Origin of the sequence: Azohydromonas aeria, from assembly GCF_009760915.1 — a bacterium.
GTDB lineage: Bacteria > Pseudomonadota > Gammaproteobacteria > Burkholderiales > Burkholderiaceae_C > Azohydromonas > Azohydromonas aeria.
Map to the genome: position 1 here is coordinate 289,222 of NZ_VIDQ01000002.1, position 7,340 is coordinate 296,561.

At 68.3% G+C, this 7,340-nt stretch carries 7 protein-coding genes; all 7 read left to right on the forward strand.

What is annotated here, in order from left to right:
• Positions 1–56: 56 nt before the first annotated feature.
• The 7 genes from FJ694_RS03120 to sdhC all read left to right on the forward strand — a co-directional run bounded on the left by FJ694_RS03120 (position 57) and on the right by sdhC (position 7,272).
• Positions 57–833, forward strand: a complete 777-nt coding sequence (locus FJ694_RS03120; RefSeq protein ID WP_157264242.1) for a 1,6-dihydroxycyclohexa-2,4-diene-1-carboxylate dehydrogenase — start codon at positions 57–59, stop codon at positions 831–833.
• 51 nt (positions 834–884) lie between these two features.
• Positions 885–2,261, forward strand: a complete 1,377-nt coding sequence (locus FJ694_RS03125; protein ID WP_157264243.1) for an MFS transporter — start codon at positions 885–887, stop codon at positions 2,259–2,261.
• Between the two features lie 20 nt (positions 2,262–2,281).
• Positions 2,282–3,613: an amidohydrolase gene (locus FJ694_RS03130; RefSeq protein WP_375140191.1), complete on the forward strand. Its 1,332-nt coding sequence runs from the start codon at positions 2,282–2,284 to the stop codon at positions 3,611–3,613.
• A gap of 120 nt (positions 3,614–3,733) precedes the next feature.
• Positions 3,734–4,750 carry a TRAP transporter substrate-binding protein gene (locus FJ694_RS03135; protein ID WP_157264245.1) on the forward strand — a complete coding sequence of 339 codons (1,017 nt, stop codon included), beginning with the start codon at positions 3,734–3,736 and terminating at the stop codon, positions 4,748–4,750.
• An 83-nt stretch (positions 4,751–4,833) separates the two neighbouring features.
• Positions 4,834–5,802, forward strand: coding sequence for a Bug family tripartite tricarboxylate transporter substrate binding protein (locus FJ694_RS03140; protein WP_157264246.1), 969 nt, complete (start codon positions 4,834–4,836; stop codon positions 5,800–5,802).
• Positions 5,803–5,920: 118 nt separating this feature from the next.
• Positions 5,921–6,745: a 3-oxoadipate:acetyl-CoA acetyltransferase gene (locus FJ694_RS03145; protein WP_157264247.1), complete on the forward strand. Its 825-nt coding sequence runs from the start codon at positions 5,921–5,923 to the stop codon at positions 6,743–6,745.
• A 98-nt stretch (positions 6,746–6,843) separates the two neighbouring features.
• Entirely contained in the window at positions 6,844–7,272 is a 429-nt protein-coding gene (sdhC, locus tag FJ694_RS03150) for a succinate dehydrogenase, cytochrome b556 subunit (protein ID WP_157264248.1), read from the forward strand.
• Positions 7,273–7,340 lie beyond the last annotated feature (68 nt).

Below are 7,340 nucleotides of genomic sequence, written 5' to 3' on the forward strand. Positions count from 1 at the left end.
TCCTTCGGCCCGTGCCGGCCACCCGGCCGCACGGGCCATTTTTATGGGTGAATGTGATGAATCTTCGCTTCGAGAACAAGGTTGCCGTCGTCACGGGCGCGGCGCAGGGCATCGGCCGGCGCGTGGTCGAGCGGTTGCTGGAAGAGGGCGGCCGCGTGGCGGCGGTGGACCGCTCCGAGCTGGTCCACGAGCTGCGCGACTTGCCCGGCGCCGCTGACCGCGTGCTCACGCTCACCGCCGACCTGGAGCGCAACGCCGATGCCGAGCGCGTGATGGCTGAGGCCGTGCAGCGCTTCGGGCGCCTGGACATCCTCGTCAACAACGTCGGCGGCACGATCTGGGCCAAGCCCTACGAGCACTACCGCGAGCACGAGATCGAGGCCGAGGTGCGGCGCTCGCTGTTCCCCACGCTGTGGTGCTGCCACGCGGCGCTGCCGGTGATGCTGGAGCAGGGCAGCGGTTCCATCGTCAACGTCTCTTCCATCGCCACGCGCGGCGTCAACCGCGTGCCCTACGGCGCGGCCAAGGGCGGCGTGAACGCGCTCACGGCCTGCCTGGCCTTCGAGAACGCGCAGCGCGGCATCCGCGTCAACGCCACCGCCCCGGGCGGCACCGAGGCGCCGCCGCGGCGCGTCCCGCGCAACACCGAGCTGCCGACCGAGCAGGAGAAGGCCTGGTACCAGCAGATCGTGGACCAGACCGTGCAGTCGAGCCTGATGAAGCGGTACGGGACCATCGACGAGCAGGTGGGCGCGATCCTGTTCCTGGCCTCCGACGAGGCCGCCTACATCACCGGCGTGACGCTGCCCGTGGGCGGCGGCGACCTGGGCTGAGCCCCGCGGCTGCACGACCGCCCGACACACAAGATCCACAGGAGACGACACATGAGAACCATCGACGTACACAAGGTGGCCGACGAGGCCCGCTTCAACCGCTTCCACGGCCTGGTGCTGTTCTGGTGCGCGCTCATCATCATTTTCGATGGCTACGACCTGGCGGTGGCCGGCATCGCGCTGCCATCGATCATGAAGCAGATGGGCGTGGACCCGACGCAAGCCGGCTTCATGGTCAGCTCGGCGCTGTTCGGCATGATGTTCGGCGCCATCTTCCTGGGCACGGTTGCCGACCGCATCGGCCGGCGCTGGGCCATCGCAATCTGCATCGTGCTGTTCAGTGTGTTCACCGCGGCGGCCGGGCTGGCCACCGACCCGGTCACGTTCAGCATCACTCGCTTCCTGGCCGGCCTAGGGATCGGCGGGGTGATGCCCAACGTCGTGGCGCAGATGACGGAGTACTCGCCGCGCAAGGTGCGCTCGACCATGGTGACGCTGATGTTCAGCGGCTACGCGGTGGGCGGCATGCTCGCCGCCGTCCTGGGCAAGGGGCTGATCGAGAGCTACGGCTGGCAGTCGGTGTTCTTCGCGGCGGTGCTGCCCGTGGCGCTGATCCCGTTCATCCTGAAGTCGCTGCCCGAGTCGATGCCGTTCCTGCTGAAGCAGGGGCGCCATGAGGAGCTGAAAGCCATCGTCGCGAAGCTGGACCCCGCCTTCCGCCCGACCGCGGCCGACCGCTTCGCGCTGCCCGCGGTGGACAAGGCCGACAACGCGCCGGTGCGCCACCTGTTCCAGGACGGCCGCGGCTTCAGCACCGTGATGTTCTGGGTCGCTTTCTTCATGTGCCTGTTCATGGTCTACGCGCTCAGCTCCTGGTTGACCAAGCTGATGGCCGGCGCCGGCTACAGCCTGGGGTCGGCGCTGACCTTCGTGCTGACGCTGAACTTCGGCGCCATGATCGGCGCGGTCGGCGGCGGCTGGCTGGCCGACCGCTTCCACATCAAGTGGGTGCTGTTCTCGATGTACGTGCTCGCGGCCGTCTCCATCACGCTGCTGGGCGTGCCCATGCCCACCGAGGCCCTGTTCTTCGTCGTCGGCCTGGCCGGCGCCTCCACCATCGGCACGCAGATCGTGACCTATGCCTATGCCGGGCAGTTCTACCCCATGGCCGTCCGCTCCACCGGCATCGGCTTCGCCTCGGGCGTGGGCCGCAGCGGCGCGATCCTGGCGCCGATCGTGATCGGCACGCTGGTGGGCATGGCGTTGCCGCTGCAGCAGAACTTCATCGCCATCGCGATTCCCGCGGTGATTGCGGCGGTGGCCGTGGCCATGATCAACCATGGCCGCTCGGCTTCTGCGCAGCCTCGTAGCGTGAAGGTCGTGAGCGCCGGCGCGTCTCCCGTGGCGGCCGGGGCCCGGACCAAGTGAGCGCGGCGCGGGGCATGGTCATGGTCACCCTGTTGAATCGTGCGAAGGCGGGTGCCGGCGCCGCGGCCTGGCTGCTGGCCGCGGCGGCCCAGGCCCAGCCGGGGAACGTGGCAGAGCGCCTGGGCCGGGACATCGACGTGCAGGTCGAACGGCACCAGGCCGGCGTGGAGAGGCTCTACAAGGACATCCACGCCCATCCGGAGCTCGCATTCCAGGAGGTGAACACCGCCCGCAAGCTCGCCGGCGAGCTGCGCGCCTCAGGCTTCGAGGTGACGGAACAGGTAGGCGGGACCGGCGTCGTGGCCCTGCTGCGCAACGGCAGCGGCCCGACGATCTTGGTGCGCACCGAGCTCGATGCGCTGCCGATGGAAGAAACGACCGGCCTGCCCTATGCCAGCCGGGTCCAGGTGAGCTATCAGGGCAAGCCGACCTACGTGGCCCACAGCTGCGGCCATGATCTGCACATGGCGAGTTGGGTCGGCACGGCCAAGACCCTGGCGGGGCTCAAGGACCGTTGGCAGGGCACGCTGATGTTCATTGCCCAGCCGGCGGAAGAGGAGCTGGGCGGCGCCCGGGCCATGCTGGCCGACGGCCTGTTCCGGCGCTTCGGCAAGCCGGACTTCGCGTTCGCGCTGCACAGCTGGCCCATGGCCCACGGTGAGATCGGCTTCAACGTCGGCGCCGTCACCTCCAACGCTGACGCCTTCGAAGCCAGGTTCCACGGTCGCGGCGCCCATGGGTCGGCGCCTGATAAATCCATCGACCCCGTGCTGATGGCCTCGCGCTTCGTGGTCGATGTCCAGGGCGTCGTCAGCCGCGAGAAGGACCCGTTCCAGTTCGGCGTGCTCAGCGTCGGCTCGATCCAGGGCGGCACCAGCGGCAACATCATCCCGGACAGCGTGGTGCTGCGCGGCACGCTGCGCAGCTACGACCCTGCCGTGCGCGCCAGGCTGCGCGAGGGCCTGCAGCGCACCGCGACGGCCACGGCGGCGATGGCCGGGGCGCCCGAGCCGGAGCTGAAGGTCAACCCGGGCGGCGACGCCACCATCAACGACGCGGCGCTGGTCGAGCGCACCGAGGCCGTGCTGAAAGCGGCATTCGGTGCCAAGGCCAAGCGCATGCCGCCGATCACGCCCAGCGAGGACTTCGCCGAGTATGGGGCGGCCGGCGTGCCGTCGATGTTCTTCCTGGTCGGTGTGCTCGATCCCGGGGAAGTTGAAGCCTCCCGCCAGCCGGGTGGCAAGCCTGTGCCCGGCAACCACTCGCCGTTTTTCGCGCCGGTGCCCGCACCGTCCCTGAAGACGGCCATCAAGGCCATGAGCCTGGCGGTGCTTAGCGCGCTGCAGCGCTGAGCACGGCGGCCCGTGCAACGGGCACCGCGATACCGACCCCCTTGGGCAGAGACGCCCGGGGCACGGCGGCGCCTGGACGCTTCAAGCCCAGCCGTTAGCCATTCCATCCGGAGACACCACATGACCATTCCAGGACTCACTCGCCGCAGCATGCTTACGGCGGCTTTGCTGGTCGCGGCCGGGGCGCAGGCCCAGGGCTTCGAGGAGCGCACGATCCGCATGGGCCATCCGGTCAATGCCGACCATCCCATCAGCATCGGCACCCGGAAGTTTGCCGAGATCGTGTCCGAGCGCAGCGGCGGCAAGCTCAAGGTGCGCGAGTACCCGGCACTGCAGTTAGGCAACGAGATGCAGCAGCTGTCCGCGCTGGCAGGCGGGGTGCAGGAAATGTTCGCCCCGGGCACCGCGCCGGTGGCCACCATGGTCAAGGAGTTCGGCCTGCTGGACCTGCCGTTCCTGGTCAGTACGCCGGCACAGGCGGATGCCCTGCTGGACGGCCCTTTCGGCCAGGCATTGCTGGCGAAATTGCCGGAGAAGGGTCTGGTCGGACTGGCATTCTGGGAGAACGGCTTTCGCCATGTCAGCAACAGCAAGCGGCCCATCCGGCGGCTGGAGGACCTGGACGGCCTGAAGATCCGCGTGCAGCAGAACCCGGTCTTCATCGACACGTTCAAGGCACTGCGAACCAACCCGGTGCCGATGTCCTTCGCCGAGCTGTATGGCGCCCTGGAGAGCAAGGCGCTCGACGCGCAGGAGAACCCCTACCTGATCACGCGCACGGCCAAGCTGTACGAGGCGCAGAAATACCTGAGCGCTACCGGCCACGCCTATGGCGTCATCGTGGTGCTGGTCAGCAAGAAGTTCTGGGACAAGCTCTCGGCCCAGGAACAGCAGCTCCTGCGCGCTGCCGCGCTCGAAGCGCGCGACCGCGAGCGGCAGGAGAGCCGCCAGCAGGCGCGCAAGGCCGTGGAGGAGCTCAAAGCGGCCGGCATGCAGTTCAACGAGGTGTCCGAGCCGGAGCGCGAACGCATGCGCTTGGCCACGCGACCGGTGGTGGAGCGGGTGCTCCAAACCTATGACCCAGCGGTGGTGCGGCTGCTGCGTTCCGAGCTGGAGCGCGTTAGCGGTCTCCAGTGAAACGTCTCTCGCGCCGTGCCGCCTCTAGGTGCATCGGCGCATGACCTGATTCCTCATCCTCACACCGCCAACACGGAGCCCCTATGCCCGATCGTCGAACCTTCATGGCCGCCCTGGGCCTGGCCTGTGCCGGCCAGGCCTTCGCGCAGGCCCCGGCCTATCCGGCTAAACCCGTGCGCTGGATCGTGCCGTTCCCGCCGGCGGGCGCCATGGACGTGATCGCGCGCACGCTGGGCGAGTCCATGGGTCGGGCCCTGGGACAAAGCTTCGTGGTTGAGAACAAGCCCGGGGCCGGGGGCAACATCGGCATGGATCTGGTCGCCAAGGCGCCGGCCGATGGCCACACCATGATGATCGTCGCCAACGGCATGGCGGTGAACAAGTTCCTGTACGGCAAGATCAGTTTCGACCCCGTCAAGGACTTCGAGCCTGTGTCGCTGCTGGCCATCGTGCCCAACGTGCTGGTGGTGCCGGCAGCCAACCCGGCGCGCTCGGTGGCCGACGTCATCGCCCAGGCCAAGGCCAAGCCCGGCGCCATCACGTACGCCTCGGCCGGCAACGGTACATCGCTGCACCTGGCGGGCGAGCTGTTCGCCTCGATGGCCCATGTCGACCTGCTGCATGTGCCCTACAAGGGCAGCGGCCCGGCGATGAACGACCTGCTCGGCGGGCAGGTGGACCTGATGTTCGACAGCATCACCTCGGCGCGGCCGCACATCGAGTCCGGCAAGCTGCGGGCACTGGCGGTGACGACGCGCATGCGCTCCAGCGCGCTGCCGCAGGTCCCCACCATCGCGGAGGCCGGACTGCCGGGGTATGAGCTGTCGCCCTGGTTCGCCGTGTACGTGCCCGCGGGCACGCCGCAACCGGTCATCGCGAAGCTCCACCAGGCCCTGCTGGACGCGCTGCGCAAACCCGACGTGCGCCAGCGGCTGGCGCTGATCGGTGCCGAGCCCATGGGCGGCTCGCCCGAGCAGTTGCGCGCACACCTGAAGTCCGATATGGACAAGTGGAGCCGGGTGATCACCGAGCGCGGCATCCGTGCCGACTAAGTCCGCAGCGCAAGCCACCGCTCCGTCCACCCTCCCGCCCGGACGCAAGAAACCCGTTCAACTCAAGGCACGTGGGCCCATACGCTGGCTCGACCCGTGCCGAAAACGAGGCAAAGTCATGACCAGTCCCTGCATCATCACCGTGGCCATCACAGGCTCCCTGCCGCAAAAGCGCGACAACCCGGCGGTGCCCATCACCATCCAGGAGCAGATCGAGTCCACGCACGAGGCCTTCGAGGCCGGCGCCTCGCTCGTGCACCTGCACGTGCGCAACGACGACGGCACCGCCACCTCCTCGCCGGAGCGCTTCGCGCAGGTGCTCAACGGCATCCGCCGGCACTGCCCGGGCATGATCGTGCAGTTCTCCACCGGAGGTCGTTCCGGTGCCGGGCGCGAGCGCGGCGCACACCTGGCACTCCAGCCGGACATGGGCTCGCTGGCCACCGGCTCGGTGAACTTCCCCACACGCGTCTACGACAACAGCCCGGACCTGGTCGAATGGCTGGCCACCGAGATGCGCGAGCGCGGCATCAAGCCCGAGATCGAGGCCTTCGACCTGTCGATGATCTTCCAGGCGGCGAAGCTGCAGCAGCAAGGCCTCATCAAGGGCGCGCTGCACGTGCAGTTCGTGATGGGCATCCGCAACGCCATGCCGGTGGACCGCGAGGTGCTGGAGTTCTACGTGCGCACGCTGCAGCGCGTGGCGCCGGGCTCGACCTGGACGGGGGCGGGCATCGGCCGCGACCAGATGACGATGGCGCGCTGGTCGCTGGAGCTGGGCGGCCACTGCCGCACCGGCATGGAGGACAACGTGCGCCTGGACAAGGACACGCTGGCGCCGTCCAACGCGGCACTGGTCCGTGCCGTGGCGCAGTTGTGCCAGCAACATGACCGCCCCGTCGCCACGCCGCAGCAGGCGCGCCAGCTTCTCGGACTGAGCTGATTCCGCACCGGACCGCCGGCACTCCGGTCGGGGCTGCAAAAGCCCGGCCGGGCTGCCGGCGTTTTTCCATTTCTTCACCGACACGCCCCGCCCGCATCATGGCCGACACGATCAAGCAAAGACCCGTCCATCGCAACATCCACATCTCGCAGATCGTCTCGTACCGCCTGCCGCCGTCGGGCATCGTGTCGATCCTGCACCGCATCAGCGGCGCGATCCTGTTCTTCCTGCTGCCGTTCATCATCTGGATGTTCGACACCAGCGTCTCTTCGGAAATCTCCTATGAGCGCTTCACCAGCGCCTTCACGTCCGGCGTGGGGCTGTTCCCCGGCTGGTTCATCAAGCTGGTGGCGCTGGCCCTGATCTGGGGCTACCTGCACCACTTCTTCGCCGGCGTGCGCCACCTGTGGATGGACATGACGCACAACACCACCAAGGCCTTCGGCCGCAGCTCGGCGCTGGCGGTGCTGGCTGCCGGCGTGGTGCTGACGCTGGTGCTGGGCGCCAAGCTGTTCGGCGCTTACTGATTCGAAAACTGCAGCGAGGAACATTGCAAATGAACCAGAACTTCGGTTCCAAGCGCCTGGTGGTGGGC